Here is a 13,981-nt window from a genome sequence, read left to right on the forward strand (position 1 = left end):
TAACTAAGGGGGAGTCGAAATGACGAAAGTTAAAGCCACAACCACGAAGAAATTGAAGAAACACTTTGCCCACTACGCCGATTGGGTCAACCAACACGACGGGGCGGTCATCGTCACCCGCGAGCATCACCGCAACGTGGTGATGATCTCTAAGGCGGAGTACGAGACCTGGCAGCGGACGCTAAACGCCTGGTCGACGTTGACACAAAATGAGGACCTGCAACAGAGTATGGACGAACTGACCAACGCCGATGAGTCCACGACGGCAGACACCACGCCACCAGCGGATGATGAAGCCTAAGAAGGTTAACCTAAAAGCCGCCCGAACCAGTCATGACCGGTTCGGGCGGCTTTTGATGGCCAAATTTTTGGCCATCAAAGTTATTTGTATCTCTCTTCCAGGCGACTCATCCACCAGCCTAACGCCGCCCCGACTACCGCGGCCCCTAAACTGGCAACGACTGTCCCCAGGGTCACTCCAGTGTAGGAGATGCCCTCGGCCGCCGCGGGGTTGGGACTCAGGATCAGCGCGGTGCTGGCGACCACCAGACCGATGATGAAGTGGTAGACCCGCGAATGGTAGTGGGTGATCAACGCCTCGATGCCGCGGGCTAACGCCACTAGCGTCACCAGCCCGCCGATAGCCATGGGCAAGAAGACGCCCAGCAAATCAAAGCGCTTGAACCCCTGGAGCATCGGCGTGAACAATCCAAGAATCAGTAATAAATTCGACGGGCTCAAGCCGGGAATCAGAATGCCTAGCGCAATCAAACCGCCGGCGACCATGAAGCCGCCGAAGTTGGCCGGTAGGGTCCCCAAAAAGCTCAGGTGGTAGAGGCCGATGCCGCCCACCAGCAAGGTGCCCACGAACCAGATCCAGTCGATGGTGTCACGAGGTGCCACTTTGGTTGCCGTCCGTAGTAAGTCGGGCAACGTGCCGACGATGGCCCCGGCAAAGCCCCACAACACGATGACTTGCGCGTGGGCCAAGAGGTAGGCGAGAGGCGCGGCCAGAAGCGCCACGCCCAACAAGCCGCCGATACCGACCGGCAAGAAGAAGGGCAGATCACGACGCCAGCGTTGCTTGGGGTGGGCCATAAAGCCCAGTAGGCGTTCGTACAGGCCTAAAATGGCGGCGAGTACGCCGCCCGAAACGCCGGGCAAGATGAAGCCTAACGCGATGATGACCCCCTTGCACAGGCGGGTCACGACGCTTAAAGTTCGGTGGGTCAACATAGGTGAATCCTCCTTAGAAAGTGGGGATGCCGGTGGAAAAGTAAGGGTTCCACCGGTCGAGTTCGTTGAGTGGGTCAGGGCAACAAGTTCTCAATAGGATACCAAGTGGGGCCACATTTCGCAACTCTAAATGGACACCGGTCGCAATCCAGGCGTACAAAAAGGGCCCCGCCACTGACAATGGTCAGTCGCCTGGGCCCCAGAAACGGGTTCAATTAGTCTTGCGGTTTCCAGTAGTGCGCGCGGGTCAAGAGATCGCGCGAGCGCTCATCGGCGGGCACGAAGCCCCGCGTGAAGAGATGCCGGTAGTACATCAGGTTGTAGATGGCGCCCCACAACACGGCGATGCCGAGTTCAACGACACTGCTGGCGGCCGCCCGGTCATTGAGCGGAACTAACAGGAAGAACAGCATCTGTAAGCCGAGTTCGACACCGATGATACACAACAAGTTGTACCAATCGGCCCGAAAGATGGAGGGAAACGGGTGGAACAGAAACATGGTCCACGAGAAACCAACCTTCGCAATCCGCATGTTCCCCGTTTTGGGGTTGACTACGGTCGCGTAGTTCGGCGGCAAGGGCAGTCCTTGAGGGCCGTTACCGTTATTGTTCCCATCATCATCGTTAAAGCCCTTAAAAGGATCTTGCATGTGATTAGCCAACTTTCTAACAAAATTCGTTATTAAAAGTCTAACACGAAATTAAATCGTTGCCTATTATTCTATTCTATCGCCGAGAAAGCTTGACGACCGCCTCGCAGCGGGCCGTCTGGGGCATCATGTCGACGGACTGGATGTAATCGACCCGGTAATCTTCGGTCAAGGTGACCAAATCTTTAGCCAACGTTGATGGGTTACAGGAGATGTAGACCAGCTTTTTTGGGTGAACGGCCAAGATGGTGTCCATCAGGGTGTCAGCTAAACCGGTGCGCGGCGGGTCGACCACGATAGCGTCCGGGCGAAAGCCGGCGACGGCCCATTGGGGCAACAGGTCTTCGGCGGTGCCCACACTGTAGTGGGCGTTGGTGATGCCGTTGGCCTGCGCGTTTGCTTCGGCATCGGCGACGGCTTCGGGGATGACGTCCATCCCGCGGACTTCAGCGGCGGTGTCGGCCAGTGTCAACCCGATAGTCCCGACCCCGGAGTAGGCATCGACCAGCGTTTGGCCCGGCTGTAAGTCCAGGGCATTTTTCGCTTGGTCGTAGAGGACTTCGGTCTGGGCCGGGTTCAACTGGAGAAAGGCTCGCGCGGAGAGCTTGAAAGCTAGGCCGCCGAGTTTTTCGGTGATGGTAGTCTCGCCGGCTAAGTGGCGGGTCTCGTCACCCCAGATGAGCGAGGTCTTGCCCGGGTTGATGTTTTGCATCACCGAGGTGACTTGTGGCAACTCGTCGGCGATCCGCAACAACAGTTGGTGCTTGTGTGGCAACTTTTGTGAGTTGGTGATGACCGTCAGTTGCACGTCGTCGGTGTTGGCGGCTGCGCGGACCACCAGCGTTTTGACGATCCCGGAGTTGTGGTCCTCGTCGTAGATTGGGACTTCGAGGTCCTGGAGCATCTGGACCACGGCGCGCATCACGGTCATGGTGACGGGCATCTGGACCGAACAGGTCGGCAGGTCCACTAAGTCGTGACTACGTTCGGCGTAGAGACCGGCCTGGACCGTGCCGTCAGCCGTTTGCCGGACTTGGAATTGAGCCTTGTTGCGGTACTCGTAGGGGTGATCCATCCCGAGTGTCGGCCGGACGTCGTAGTCCTTGAAGCCGCGGGGCTGGTAGCGTTCTAGCGACTGGATGACGATGTCGCGTTTGAATTGGAGTTGTTGCGGGTAAGCTAAGTGTTCCAGCTCGAAGCCCCCGACCGTGTCGGCGTAGCTATCGCGCGGGGTGACCCGGTGCGGACTGGCCTTACGGATGCGGTGGACCTTGGCGCGCAGGTAGCGGTGGGCCACGCTGGTGACCTCGACCACGGCCTCTTCACCAGTCAAGGCGCCGGGCACGAAGACCGCCATGCGCTTGTAGTAGCCGATGCCTTCGCCGTTGATGCCCATGCGCTTGATGGTCAACGGAAAGCGTTGGCCTTCTGTGACCTCGACCTGGGGCGTGTTGCGGTGGTCGGCCCGGTGCCGGTCGTTGCGCCGGCGATTTTGGTGCGGTTGATAATTTTTCATGTTTTCTCCTATATAGTTGTGTCTAAGAACCATTCAATCTGGACCATTATACCAAAGTTTGCCCCGCGGTGGGGTTTCCCGCTTGGTCCCGCGCAAAAAGTTCGCCCAAATGCGGCCGCTTTCATGGCGAAGCGCCGCGCTTTTCGGTACAATTGAAGTATCTCAAAAAGGGGGCTTGGCTTATGCATCATCGAAAAGTAGCGCTGGTCACCGGGGCGTCCTCGGGGATTGGCAACGCCATCGCGCGGGGCTTACACCGCAACGGGGTCACCGTTTACGCTGGCGCGCGGCGGGTAGACCGGATGAACGACCTTGACGACTTGGGCATCACCACGTTGTCACTCGACGTCACCGATACCGACAGCGTGGACCAGACGGTCAACCGCATCGTCGGGGAGACCGGGCGCATCGATATCCTGGTCAATAACGCCGGGTTTGGCTTACTGGGCGCGTTAGAAGACGTCCCACTAGAACAAGCTAAAGGGCAGTTTGACGTCAATTTATTCGGGGCGGCGCGGCTGATTCGCTCGGTCCTGCCGATGATGCGTCAACAGCACAGCGGCCGGATCATCAACATCACGTCCGTGGACGGCAAGGTCGCCCAACCCCTGGCCAGTTGGTACGTGGCCTCGAAGTTTGCCTTGGAGGGTCTCTCGGACACCTTACGTTTCGAACTGAGCCCCCACGGCATCCAGGTGGTGGTCGTCGAACCTGGCAGTATCCAGTCCGCTTGGGCCGACATCGCCGCGGGTCACTTGCACGAGCTGTCGGGCACTGGGCCTTACGCCCAATCGGCCAGCACCGGGGAAGCCATCTTGAGAGCCGCTAAACGCTTCGCCAGTGAACCCCAGGTGATTGCTCGGCTAGTCGACCGCGCGGCGTTGGCCCGGCGGCCGAAGACCCGTTATCACGCCGGGGCCGGCAGTCAGATCTTATGGGCGCGGCGCCTGTTGTCCGAAAAAGCCATGGATCAGATCTGGCGCTGGACTGGTGCAGCCGCTAAACGGATCATGCAATAATCTAAGAACCGTTGACGTCTCACGTCAACCTGTTATGCTTAAAGATAACTAACACTAGGAGTGCCCCTTGGGGCTGAGATGCGGGAATGCCCGCGATTCCTTTGAACCTGTCGAGACCATGCTTGCGGAGGGAACGTGTTTGATGGCGAAGCCACCCGTTCACTTGCTGTGAAGGGGTGGCTTTTGCGTTTGATTGGGACTGACGCGAAGCGTGGTCATGGCGGGGCACGTTAGCACTACTATTTTGGGGGTCCTTTACTCATGAAACTGAGCTTATTAAACGATTTACGGCAACAAAATCCCATCGTGTTCAACATCTCGAACTTCGTGACGGTCCAAGACGTCGCCAACGGCATCAACGCTATCGGTGCGTCACCGATCATGTCCGAAGAGGTGGCCGAGGCTGACGAGATGGTCCAACTGGCTCAAGCGGTCTGCTTGAACCTGGGGGCCTTCACCGAACCACAGATCAAGCACATCAAGGTCACCGGCCAACTGGCCAATAAGTACCACAAACCATTGGTCATCGACCCGGTCGCGGTGGGGGCCGTGGCTTATCGGGCCAAGGTGGCCGAAGACCTATTGACGGCCTTTCAACCAGACGTCATCCGGGGCAATGCCGGTGAGATTGCGGCCTTAGCCGGGGTCGACTGGCAGGCCAAGGGCATCGACGCCGGTAGCGGCAGTGGCAATCTGGTCAGCATCGCGCAGTCCTGTGCCATCAAGCGGCGCTGTACCGTCATCTTGTCCGGGCCGACCGACGTCATCACTGACGGCAAGCGGACCGTGCAGGTCTTGAACGGCACGCCGTTGTTCCAGACCCACGTGGGCTCCGGCGACATGCTGTCGAGTATCGTGGCGGCCTTTTGCGCCGTGGACCCCGACTACTTCGAAGCGGCCCAGACGGCGTGCCTGGTCTTTGCGGGCATCGGTCAACGCGTGGCCCAAAGTGACCCGCAGATGGGGTCCGGGACCTTTATTATTAAATTAATGGACGCCTTACAACAAACCACCGTCGCCCAGTTGGAAGAACTGGCGGCGTACGACTAAGGCGGAAAGAAGGACGAGTAATCATGGCAAACGAATTTCCCCAGACCTTGACGATCGCGGGGACCGATAGTGGTGGCGGGGCCGGCGTGATGGCCGACCTCAAGACCATGCAGGAACGGCAGGTGTTCGGCACGGCGGTGGTCGTGGCCGTCACCGCGCAAAACACGCTGGGCGTGCAAGACTTCATGGCACTGCCGCAGAAATTGATCGACGAACAGTTCGCCTCGTTAGCCGCGGACCTTAAAATCAGCGCCTGCAAGACGGGGATGCTGGCCGATGCGGCCCACGTGCACGGCGTGGTCGAGAACCTCAAGCGCTACGACTTTGGACCGCTCACGGTCGACCCGGTGATGATTGCCAAGGGCGGCGCGGCACTTTTGGCCGACGACGCGGTAGCCACGGTGCGTGACGAGCTGGTGCCGTTAGCCGATGTCTTGACGCCCAACCTGCCAGAAGCCAAACGCTTGACGGGCTTGCCACTTGATGATAAAGAAGAGATGGAGGCCGCCGCGGTGGAGCTGCAGAACCTGGGCGCGAAGAACGTGGTCATCAAAGGGGGCCACGAAGCCACGCCCGACCAGGCCAGCGACTTCGTGTTGCTCGCCGACGGCCGGTCGTTTTGGCTGAGTGCGCCGCGAGTCGATACCGTGCGCACCCATGGTACCGGCGACACCTTGTCGTCGTGTATCACGGCCGAACTGGCCAAGGGTGCCGATTTCGAATCGGCCATCCGGTTGGCCAAGGACTACGTGACCGCCGCCATTGCCCACCCGATTGCGGTCGGGCACGGTCACGGACCGTTGAACCATTGGGCTTATAATCAAGGAGGGACGATCTAATGTCAGTAACGTTTGAGCCCGGCTTGCTCCGGGCGTACTTTGTAGCCGGCAGTCAAGACATACCGGGCCGCGACTTGCGGCAGGTGCTCGCAACCATGCTGGATGCCGGGATCACGGCTTTTCAGTTCCGCGATAAGGACGGCAGTACCTTGTCCACGGTGGAACGCTGTACCTTAGGTGGCGATTTGCGCGACCAGTGCCGGGAGGCCAACGTGCCGTTCATCGTCGACGATGACGTGGATTTAGCCTTGGCGTTGAACGCCGACGGGATTCACGTGGGCCAAAGCGACCAGCGGATTCAAGAAGTCTTGGAAGCCGTCAAGGACCGGCAGATTTTCGTGGGCCTGTCCTGCTCGACGGCCGAAGAGGTCGAGGCGGCTAACCAGATCGACGGGATCGCTTATCTGGGCAGCGGGCCTATCAACCCGACCGTTTCCAAGGCCGATGCCGACCCGGTCATCGGTACTTCGGGCCTGGCCCACCTGGTCGAACTCTCGCGGGTGCCCGTTGTCGCCATCGGCGGCGTCACCGTGGCATCACTGCCGGCGATTGCGGCAACTGGCGCGGCCGGTGCGGCGGTCATCACCATGCTGACCCGTCACGACCACCCGCAAGCAGCCGTCGACGCTATGCGCACGGCGTTTGCCGGCAATTAAATTAATTGCCTTTTGCCCTGAAATCGGTTATCGTTTGAACTAATACTGACCAAGAGGGGTTTACCAATGAGCTTTTTAGAGCTAAAAAATATTCATAAGGCGTACTACGTCAATAAGACGCCGTTCCCTGTCCTCAAGGGCATCAGCCTCAAGTTCGACCGCGGCGAGTTCGTGTCGATCTTGGGGGAGTCCGGGGGTGGGAAGACCACGTTGATGAACATCATCGGTGGGTTGGACGCCCAGTACGAAGGCGATGTGTTGTTGAACGGCGAGTCGTTGCGCCACGCGTCCGTCAAGCAACTGGACAGCTACCGGCGCCAGACCATCGGGTTCATTTTCCAAAACTTTAACCTGGTGAGTCACCTGAGTATCCTGGACAACGTGATGATCTCCTTACAGATGACCAAGCTGTCCAAGAAGGAACAGCGCGACCGGGCCACCGAGTTACTGGACCAGGTGGGGTTGAAAGAACACCGTCACAAGCACCCCAACCAGTTATCGGGGGGCCAAAAGCAACGGGTCGCTATCGCCCGGGCACTCGCGTCTGACCCGGACATCATCATTGCCGACGAACCCACCGGAGCATTGGATGCGCAGAACACCCAAGAGATTCTGGCCTTGATGGACCAGATTGCGGATAGCGGTAAGTTGGTCATCTGTGTGACCCACTCGCAGGCCGTCGCCGACCACGGGACGCGGATCGTGCACATGGCGGACGGGGTCATCGACCGCGACGAGCAGTTGAAGGACCCGTTTAAAGTCACCGACCACGCCGAGGTGCCCGCCAAGCACCTGAGCTTTGGCGCCACGGTGCGCATGGCCTTGCAGCACATGCGCTATAACCTGGGGCGCAACCTCTTGATTATCTTCGGGGCGTCGATCGGTATCTTCAGCGTCATCTTGATGCTGGGGTTGGGCCGCGGCGTCAAGGGTTATATCAATCACGAGATCTACTCGCAGATTAAACCAACGGCGGTCCAGGTCGCCCAAAAGACCAGCAGTGAAAATCCGCAGAAGTTGGAAATCAAGGCCAAAGACGTGCAGCGGTTGAAAAAGATCGACCACGTCAAGAAGGTCCAACTGGGTTACGCGACTCAGGGCGCTCAGATCCAGCAGGGCGGGAACACAGCCACGGCCCAACTGGTCCAAACGGTGACTGACCAGATGCTGGCCAAGAGCGTGAAGAAGGGGCATAAGCCGGGGCAAAATGAAGTCCTGTTGTCGAAGAGCTTCGCCCAGAAGTTCAATAAACAGCACCCCTACAAGCTGATTGGCAAGAAGGTCAAGGTGTCGTTGACTGCGATGGATAAGCACAATATTCCGACAGTCATGACCAAGCGCCTGACGGTCAGCGGCATCACCGATGGCAGTAGCGGGCAGTTCCAGACCACGTTGGGGACGATCAAGCAACTTTACCACAGTAAGAACCTGACGTTTAGAGCGAACTTCGCCACGGTCGATATCGACAGCTTCAGCCACGTCACCGGCGTGCAGGATAAGATTCGCGCGTTGACGACGGCTAACGGCAAGAAGCAGTACCAGTTGACCGGGGCGGGTGCCATCGTCTCGACGTTGAACACCTACATCCAGTTGGCGTTCTACGTCCTAGCGGCCATCGCCGGTATCTCGCTTCTGGTCTCGGCCATCATGATCATCGTGGTGCTGTACATCAGCGTCTCCGAACGGACCAAGGAAATCGGGATTCTGCGGGCTTTAGGGGTTCGCCGCCGCGACGTGAAGAACCTCTTCTTGTCGGAGGCCTTCTTCTTGGGACTGTTCTCCAGTCTCTTGGCGCTGGTCTTCACCGAGATCGTGGCGTTAGCGGCCAACCACGTGGCCACGACCTATATTGGGTACCACATCATCGGCATCACCGGTGGCTACCTGGTCTTCGGGGTGGCCGTGTCTATTATCATCAGCCTGCTAGCGGCCTTAGCGCCGTCCAGTCGGGCAGCTAAACTCGATCCAATCGAAGCCTTAGCTTACGAATAATACCAAAAAGCCGTTGGGACGAAAACGTCCTAACGGCTTTTTAAGGTCCACGGGTTGGCACACTAGTTGCAAAGTGTCACCCTAAGATAACCGTGAAAAAACAGCGCCGTCCGTTAGCGAAGCGAACTTCAATAACGAACGGTGCTGGTCATAAAATTGAGAAGTTAAGCTGACTAAGACTTAACTCTACGCGCATAGTCTACCATGGTGTGGGGGAGAAACCAACTAAAGGGGATCTTGAGGGCACTGACCAAACGAGAGAAAATTTCAGGTGAGTCGTTAAGGGCTTGAACGACTTTGCCTCCCGACAATTTCTGGTGAGGCGGACTAATTGCTGGGGCAAATTCGGTGGCGGGGCGCCTTGGTTAGGCTCACTGTCCAGCCCGGCACGTGATCTTTAGCGAGCAGCGGCAACACAAAAAGATAAAATTTATCCCCGGGGAGTTACCAGTCCCGCTAATCCCCCGGTCCCCATGGCTTTCCTCGCGGTCGCGGATTTGAATTTCGGCATCCCTCAACCGGGGGGAATTGACGAATGGGGCGCCAGGCGGTAAAGTGGGTTGCAAGAGGTGATACATACTGTGACCACGAGGCGACGTGACGCATCCTATCACGACTGACCCCACGTTGTGGTCCGTCATCTCGATGGCACGAGTTCACTACCGTGGGTCGCCCACGGATGGCCGGCAGTCAGCGGCAGGGATACCGCTGGCTACCGTCACGGTCACGGGATTGGCTGTGGCCCCGTCTGCGGCGATAAGCCCCCACCTTGATTTGGGGCCACGACCTGGTAACGGGTACCGTGGCCCCGATGGGAGCACCACGGATGGCCGCGCCTGTTGGTCGGTGACCTTTGACCCAAGGGTTACGACTAGCAGGGGCACGATTAGCGGGGCCCGTTAGCGGTGCGACCGCTAAAATCGGCCTTGCCATCTTGAACGTACGTTCGTATAATGGAACTGAACCGGGTGCAGCGGAGAAATTCTGCACGGTCAACTTTTGTCGTCTGATGAGCAATGAGGCCGTCATCACCGGGATGATGGCCGGGTGACCTTACCGGCGAGCGACGCTCAAGGGGTAGTCGCGTCTAGTTTAACTGAGGAGCCGTTCTGGCGTCGTGAGACGTGAGGGCGGCTTTTTAGTGTGTTTAAGGCCCCATAGCCGGCCAGAAGCTACCGGCCAGCTAAATCCCCGTTGCGATGCAAAAAGGCCGTCCCGCAGTGCGGAACGGCCTTTAAACGTGCGTTTAAGTTAGAAGTTCGCTTTGGTGGTCTTCATGACCTGAGCGGGCCGGTTAGTCAAGAGGTAACCGACGCCCTTATTGGTGAACTGCAAGCCTTCCAGTTCGCGCTTGCCGCTCAAGTTGGTGGCCTCGACGTCTTTAGCCTTGAGGTGGCCGAGCTTATTGACGGGGACGGACGAGATGCTGCCGTCACTCATGAAGTACAGCCGGTTACGCTTGGCGTTGTAGGCCAAGGACTGGCTCTTGGTGCCGGGGTTGTGCCGTAAGCCCTGCATGATCAAGTGGAACTTGACGGACTTGGCCTTGATCTTGCCCTTGTAGATCTTGACGGTGCCTTTCGGGGCCCAGCCGCCGCTGGAATAAGTATAGAAGTAGGCGTTGCCCTTCTTGTCGAAGGTCAGATTCTCGCCCATCGGCACGGTGCTCTTCAAGGTGAAGTTGATGCGCTTGATGGGCTTCAAGGTCTTGGTGCTGACCTGTTGGACGTTACTGTGGATGGCCCGGGCACCGACGAACCAGAGTTGACCGGTCTTGGGGTTGCGGGCCAGCGATTGGCCGTGGCCCGTGGCGAAGACGGGGCCGACTTTGACGTTCTTCAAGATGGCCTTGTCCTTTGCCGTCAGTTGGTTAGCTTCCTTGTCCTTGCCAGCTTGGGCGAGGGCGTCCTTGGCGCCACTGGTGACGCCCAACTTCTTCAGCCCGGCGACGTTGTACTTGACGATGAAGCCGCGGTTATTGTGCGCCGTACTGAGGACGTACATGGTGCTACCGGTCTTGTTCAGCACGATGCTTTGCGGGTTGGTCCAGGTCTTGCTATCGTAGTGGGATGGCAATAAGAAGTTGGTCTTGAACGTGACTTGCTTCCCCTTGGTGCTGGTCATCGAGCTGCCCGTTCCGGTGAATTGGTAGCGCTTCACAAAGAAATTCTTGTTGTTGACCGTCTTGTAATGCTTGACGTTATACGCGGCCAAGGCGTTACCGTGTTGGGTGTACGTCTTGACCTTTGCGGTTGCGGTGGTTGACCCGCCGACAAGCAATCCGAGTGCGATTGCCGAAGCGGTCACCCAGGGTAGCCAGGCTAACTTATGCATTGAAAACCCTCTCCTTAGATTGAAAAACATTATCGACACTCCGTATTATTTATAGCACTGATTTTGAAAAAAATTAAATGGTCAGCAACCAGAAAAACGGGGTAATCCAGAAAAATCGGGGCAGGTCCGCCTTCGCTAGGGTTATCTGCAAGTAATCGTTTTTATAAATTATACATATAAGGCGCCCCCACGAAAAGGCGGCTAAAAGGGCGAAAATTGGGGTTGGACGGGGGCTTTTAAAGCCGTTATCCTACAGAAGTTCCCTCAAATGGGGAACCAAACTAAAGCGATATTGGAGGGTAATACACATGTATTCCGATAATCTAGATGAGGCTTACAAATTTCTTTTTTCTGGGGACCATGAGCTAGTGATCCATAGTGTTTTGAAAAAACTATATTTAACCCCGAGTCACAACGATTACCAGGATTACTTACAGGAGGGGCGGTTGTTGTTCCCCCAGATTTATGCGCGTTTCCCGGAGAATCCGCGAGAAAAGCCGCACCAGTTCTTAGCCTACGCCCAACAGAAGTTGTATTGGGAGTTGCTGGACCGTTTGCGGCGCGACCGGCGCTTGCTGACCCATCAGGCGGAGGGCGACCACGAACAGTTACTGTCCGCCGTGGCCGACGATCAGGTCGACCCCCACATCTTGGTGGCCCAACGGCTCTTGGAAGCGCGGCTTTTGAAGCTGATTCGCGAGACGGGATCCATCGGGGAGTGGCAGTATCTGATGGGGACGCTCAAGCAACAGTTGTCGATCGCGGAGATTGCGGCCCAGTGCCGGGTCAGCCGCCAGACCGTCTATGGCTGGCGCAAGCACCTGGCGAACCGGCTCAAACGGGTGAATTTTTGGGGAAAGTAAATTAGGGGGTGACAAACTCGCCGCAAATTTCGTTAGTAAGGGTGTAAGGGCTGGCCAGTCACTTACCAAAACTTAACTTCGAGAGGAGCAGGACACTATGACGAGCAAATGGACAAAGACTTCAATCACCTTCTTGATGGGGGACGACTTGGTACATCCCGTGCGGATCGCGCTGAACAACGGCGTGGCTGAACCAACGTCCGACCAGATCGAAGCGTTTGGCAGTTACCTGGCCGATTTGACCGGCTTAACGTTCCGCCATGCCAACGTGACCACCCAAAACGACGTCGCTTAACGCCACTTATAGAAAGGGATTGGACTCATGAAATCATTGGAATTAACCTTCAAAGGCGCCGACCACCGCATCAAGAACCTGCGCTTGAAGTACGTCAGTGCCGACTTGACCGCTGAAAACGCCCTGGCCATCATGGCCAAGATGGCCGACACCAAGCTGTTCGCCAAAGAAGACGTGGCCCTCTACGCCACGCCGGTGAGTGCCCAAGTGATTGAGACCACCAAGACGCCGTTACCGGCTGCGACCGCTTAACACGACATACTAGCTAACTTACCGCACTGAGCTCTCCCCTCTGTGTGTACCGCAACGCTAAAAGCCGCCGTCTACCTGTAAGTGAGGTAGCGGCGGCTTTTGGGCGTGGGTCATAGGGCCCCGGGGTGTTGCAGGACTTTGCCCGGGTACTTCTGGGTGACGTAGCTAGTGATGGCGGTGATCATCTTGGCGGTCGAGGGCGCCTTGGCCTGCTCGCTGTTGACCACCAGGCAGATGGTCCGGTAGAAGCGCTGGTCGAAACGGTAGACGTTGACATCGCCGCTGATGCGCTCCAAGGCCAGTTCCGGTAAGATGCCCATGCCCATGCCGGCTTCGACCATGGCGAGGATCGATTGGTCGTCGATGGAGAAGCGCAGGGCGTTGGGTTGAATCTGGTAGTGGTCCAAGGCGGCCTTGGTGTCCTTGTCGTAGTCGCCGCGTTGGAGGATGAAGTTCTGGTCGGCTAAGTCGCTGGCGGTGACCGTCGTGCGGTTAGCGGGAATGAAGTCGGCCGGGGTGATGCAATAGATTTCGTCCTTGATCAGTGGCAGGACCGTTAATTTCTCGTTGACCGGCAAAGCGGAAAAGCCCAAATCGAGGCGGCCCGTCTTGACGGCCGCGGCGATCTCGGTGAAGTCGGCCTGTTCGACGTTGATGGCGATGGCCGGGTAGTCTTGCTTGAAGTTTTGGATGATGGGTGGCAGCCAGTTGATGCAGACCGACGAGAAGGCACCGATGCGCACCGACCCGGCGTTTAGGCCCTTGATGTTAGCGGCGGCCTGTTCCAAGCGGTCCTCGGCGTTGACGATGGCCTGAATCAGGGGTTGGACGGCTTGGCCATCCGGGGTCAGCTCGACGCCGGCGCGGTTTCTGATGAACAGGCTAAAGCCCAGCTCCTTTTCCAGTTGGTTGACGGAGTGACTGATGGCGGACGGCGTGACGTTCAAGATCTGCGCCGCCCGGTAAAAGGTGTGCTCCTGGATGATGGCTTGAAAGACGCGGTAGGCAAACGGTAACATGGTCGGCCCCCTCCTTAGTTAAAATGAATAACTTTCACGTTACTTTTGAATGCATGAATTGTACTTTTCTTTACCGATATTCTATCATATCGATGTCTTAGGGGATAGTCCAGTTAAGTGGTTGGGTCAGTCGCTGACCTGGCCGTAGCGTTAAAGGGGGAAATACTCATGAAAAATCTATTAGCGACCCGTGCCAATCCCGACGTCACGTCTGCATTGTCCGGCTTGTTTCCAGTCGATGACAGTCCGTTAGCCATCTC

15 protein-coding genes and 1 riboswitch are annotated in these 13,981 nt (G+C 57.4%); of the genes, 10 read left to right on the top strand and 5 right to left on the bottom strand.

Features of this window, described 5'->3' with window-relative positions; all coding sequences use genetic code 11:
• Window positions 1-19 precede the first annotated feature (19 nt).
• Complete coding sequence (locus DXH47_RS09385) at window positions 20-301, top strand: type II toxin-antitoxin system Phd/YefM family antitoxin (protein ID WP_129033075.1); 282 nt, start codon at window positions 20-22, stop codon at window positions 299-301.
• Between the two features lie 80 nt (window positions 302-381).
• Here the strand turns inward: DXH47_RS09385 and DXH47_RS09390 are convergent, their stop codons facing one another.
• The 3 genes from DXH47_RS09390 to rlmD all read right to left on the bottom strand — a co-directional run bounded on the left by DXH47_RS09390 (window position 382) and on the right by rlmD (window position 3,402).
• Window positions 382-1,236 (bottom strand): DUF368 domain-containing protein, encoded by an 855-nt coding sequence (locus tag DXH47_RS09390; RefSeq protein WP_129033076.1) that lies wholly within the window; start codon window positions 1,234-1,236, stop codon window positions 382-384.
• A 215-nt stretch (window positions 1,237-1,451) separates the two neighbouring features.
• The gene (locus tag DXH47_RS09395; protein ID WP_129033077.1) at window positions 1,452-1,886 is read right to left on the bottom strand and encodes a DUF2628 domain-containing protein; all 435 of its coding nucleotides are present in this window, start codon (window positions 1,884-1,886) and stop codon (window positions 1,452-1,454) included.
• Window positions 1,887-1,962: 76 nt separating this feature from the next.
• Window positions 1,963-3,402: a 23S rRNA (uracil(1939)-C(5))-methyltransferase RlmD gene (gene rlmD, locus DXH47_RS09400; protein WP_129033078.1), complete on the bottom strand. Its 1,440-nt coding sequence runs from the start codon at window positions 3,400-3,402 to the stop codon at window positions 1,963-1,965.
• Between the two features lie 182 nt (window positions 3,403-3,584).
• On the opposite strand from rlmD, the gene DXH47_RS09405 reads away from it, so the two are divergent.
• The 6 genes from DXH47_RS09405 to DXH47_RS09430 all read left to right on the top strand — a co-directional run bounded on the left by DXH47_RS09405 (window position 3,585) and on the right by DXH47_RS09430 (window position 9,861).
• Window positions 3,585-4,421 carry an oxidoreductase gene (locus tag DXH47_RS09405; RefSeq protein ID WP_129033079.1) on the top strand — a complete coding sequence of 279 codons (837 nt, stop codon included), beginning with the start codon at window positions 3,585-3,587 and terminating at the stop codon, window positions 4,419-4,421.
• 46 nt (window positions 4,422-4,467) lie between these two features.
• A riboswitch (TPP riboswitch) is annotated at window positions 4,468-4,572 on the top strand.
• A gap of 110 nt (window positions 4,573-4,682) precedes the next feature.
• A complete protein-coding gene (gene thiM, locus DXH47_RS09410) occupies window positions 4,683-5,471 on the top strand; it encodes a hydroxyethylthiazole kinase (protein ID WP_129033080.1) in 789 nt (262 codons plus the stop codon).
• A 23-nt stretch (window positions 5,472-5,494) separates the two neighbouring features.
• Window positions 5,495-6,310: a bifunctional hydroxymethylpyrimidine kinase/phosphomethylpyrimidine kinase gene (thiD, locus tag DXH47_RS09415; RefSeq protein WP_129033081.1), complete on the top strand. Its 816-nt coding sequence runs from the start codon at window positions 5,495-5,497 to the stop codon at window positions 6,308-6,310.
• The gene (gene thiE / locus DXH47_RS09420; protein ID WP_129033082.1) at window positions 6,310-6,966 is read left to right on the top strand and encodes a thiamine phosphate synthase; all 657 of its coding nucleotides are present in this window, start codon (window positions 6,310-6,312) and stop codon (window positions 6,964-6,966) included. Before thiD ends, thiE begins: the two co-directional genes overlap by 1 nt.
• Before the next feature lie 66 nt (window positions 6,967-7,032).
• Complete coding sequence (locus DXH47_RS09425) at window positions 7,033-8,958, top strand: ABC transporter ATP-binding protein/permease (protein WP_129033083.1); 1,926 nt, start codon at window positions 7,033-7,035, stop codon at window positions 8,956-8,958.
• 597 nt (window positions 8,959-9,555) lie between these two features.
• Window positions 9,556-9,861, top strand: coding sequence for a hypothetical protein (locus DXH47_RS09430; protein WP_129033084.1), 306 nt, complete (start codon window positions 9,556-9,558; stop codon window positions 9,859-9,861).
• A gap of 348 nt (window positions 9,862-10,209) precedes the next feature.
• Here the strand turns inward: DXH47_RS09430 and DXH47_RS09435 are convergent, their stop codons facing one another.
• The gene (locus DXH47_RS09435; RefSeq protein ID WP_129033085.1) at window positions 10,210-11,292 is read right to left on the bottom strand and encodes a hypothetical protein; all 1,083 of its coding nucleotides are present in this window, start codon (window positions 11,290-11,292) and stop codon (window positions 10,210-10,212) included.
• A 449-nt stretch (window positions 11,293-11,741) separates the two neighbouring features.
• Between DXH47_RS09435 and DXH47_RS09440 the strand changes: the two genes are divergently transcribed.
• The 3 genes from DXH47_RS09440 to DXH47_RS09450 all read left to right on the top strand — a co-directional run bounded on the left by DXH47_RS09440 (window position 11,742) and on the right by DXH47_RS09450 (window position 12,702).
• Window positions 11,742-12,155, top strand: coding sequence for a helix-turn-helix domain-containing protein (locus DXH47_RS09440; RefSeq protein WP_225423559.1), 414 nt, complete (start codon window positions 11,742-11,744; stop codon window positions 12,153-12,155).
• Window positions 12,156-12,252: 97 nt separating this feature from the next.
• On the top strand, window positions 12,253-12,450 hold the full coding sequence (locus DXH47_RS09445) for a hypothetical protein (protein WP_129033087.1): 198 nt from the start codon (window positions 12,253-12,255) through the stop codon (window positions 12,448-12,450).
• 27 nt (window positions 12,451-12,477) lie between these two features.
• Window positions 12,478-12,702 (top strand): DUF2922 domain-containing protein, encoded by a 225-nt coding sequence (locus DXH47_RS09450; RefSeq protein ID WP_129033088.1) that lies wholly within the window; start codon window positions 12,478-12,480, stop codon window positions 12,700-12,702.
• Window positions 12,703-12,812: 110 nt separating this feature from the next.
• On the opposite strand, the gene DXH47_RS09455 is transcribed toward DXH47_RS09450, so the two are convergent.
• The gene (locus tag DXH47_RS09455) at window positions 12,813-13,721 is read right to left on the bottom strand and encodes a LysR family transcriptional regulator (RefSeq protein ID WP_129033089.1); all 909 of its coding nucleotides are present in this window, start codon (window positions 13,719-13,721) and stop codon (window positions 12,813-12,815) included.
• Between the last annotated feature and the right edge of the window lie 260 nt (window positions 13,722-13,981).

Source organism: Levilactobacillus suantsaii (assembly GCF_004115745.1).
GTDB lineage: Bacteria > Bacillota > Bacilli > Lactobacillales > Lactobacillaceae > Levilactobacillus > Levilactobacillus suantsaii.

Coding starts and splice junctions, on each gene's coding strand:
- thiD (WP_129033081.1), top strand. CDS start 5,495: ATGGCAAACGAATTTCCCCAGACCTTGACGATCGCGGGGACCGATAGT.
- DXH47_RS09450 (WP_129033088.1), top strand. CDS start 12,478: ATGAAATCATTGGAATTAACCTTCAAAGGCGCCGACCACCGCATCAAG.
- DXH47_RS09395 (WP_129033077.1), bottom strand. CDS start 1,886: ATGCAAGATCCTTTTAAGGGCTTTAACGATGATGATGGGAACAATAAC.
- rlmD (WP_129033078.1), bottom strand. CDS start 3,402: ATGAAAAATTATCAACCGCACCAAAATCGCCGGCGCAACGACCGGCAC.
- DXH47_RS09445 (WP_129033087.1), top strand. CDS start 12,253: ATGACGAGCAAATGGACAAAGACTTCAATCACCTTCTTGATGGGGGAC.
- DXH47_RS09455 (WP_129033089.1), bottom strand. CDS start 13,721: ATGTTACCGTTTGCCTACCGCGTCTTTCAAGCCATCATCCAGGAGCAC.
- thiE (WP_129033082.1), top strand. CDS start 6,310: ATGTCAGTAACGTTTGAGCCCGGCTTGCTCCGGGCGTACTTTGTAGCC.
- DXH47_RS09385 (WP_129033075.1), top strand. CDS start 20: ATGACGAAAGTTAAAGCCACAACCACGAAGAAATTGAAGAAACACTTT.
- thiM (WP_129033080.1), top strand. CDS start 4,683: ATGAAACTGAGCTTATTAAACGATTTACGGCAACAAAATCCCATCGTG.
- DXH47_RS09390 (WP_129033076.1), bottom strand. CDS start 1,236: ATGTTGACCCACCGAACTTTAAGCGTCGTGACCCGCCTGTGCAAGGGG.
- DXH47_RS09405 (WP_129033079.1), top strand. CDS start 3,585: ATGCATCATCGAAAAGTAGCGCTGGTCACCGGGGCGTCCTCGGGGATT.
- DXH47_RS09425 (WP_129033083.1), top strand. CDS start 7,033: ATGAGCTTTTTAGAGCTAAAAAATATTCATAAGGCGTACTACGTCAAT.
- DXH47_RS09435 (WP_129033085.1), bottom strand. CDS start 11,292: ATGCATAAGTTAGCCTGGCTACCCTGGGTGACCGCTTCGGCAATCGCA.